The following is a 335-nucleotide window of genomic DNA, read 5'->3' as shown; positions in this document are numbered from 1 at the left end:
GGGATGGGATAGCGCAGTCCGGTAGCGCGCCTGCTTTGGGAGCAGGATGTCAGGAGTTCGAATCCCCTTACCCCGACCATTTTTGGGTCGTTAGCTCAGTTGGTAGAGCAGTTGGCTTTTAACCAATTGGTCGTAGGTTCGAATCCCACACGACCCACCATTTTTGGCTCCAGTTCGCTGGGGTTAGATCTTAAGATCAGAGGCCAAAAGCGCTGATCGCAGAAGGCACCTCTTTGAAGGTGCCTTTTTTTTACCGGGGTATAGCGCAGTCCGGTAGCGCGCCTGCTTTGGGAGCAGGATGTCAGGAGTTCGAATCCCCTTACCCCGACCATTTT

2 tRNA genes are annotated in these 335 nt (G+C 53.7%); both read left to right on the top strand.

What is annotated here, in order from left to right:
- Nucleotides 1-84: 84 nt before the first annotated feature.
- Nucleotides 85-160, top strand: a tRNA-Lys gene (locus CJF39_RS22705).
- A 94-nt stretch (nt 161-254) separates the two neighbouring features.
- Nucleotides 255-331 (top strand) — tRNA-Pro (locus tag CJF39_RS22700).
- The last annotated feature ends 4 nt before the right edge of the window (nt 332-335 follow it).

This window comes from Pseudomonas lundensis (assembly GCF_002269125.1).
GTDB classification, from domain to species: domain Bacteria; phylum Pseudomonadota; class Gammaproteobacteria; order Pseudomonadales; family Pseudomonadaceae; genus Aquipseudomonas; species Aquipseudomonas lundensis_A.
This window is presented reverse-complemented; position numbering and strand designations above follow the sequence as displayed.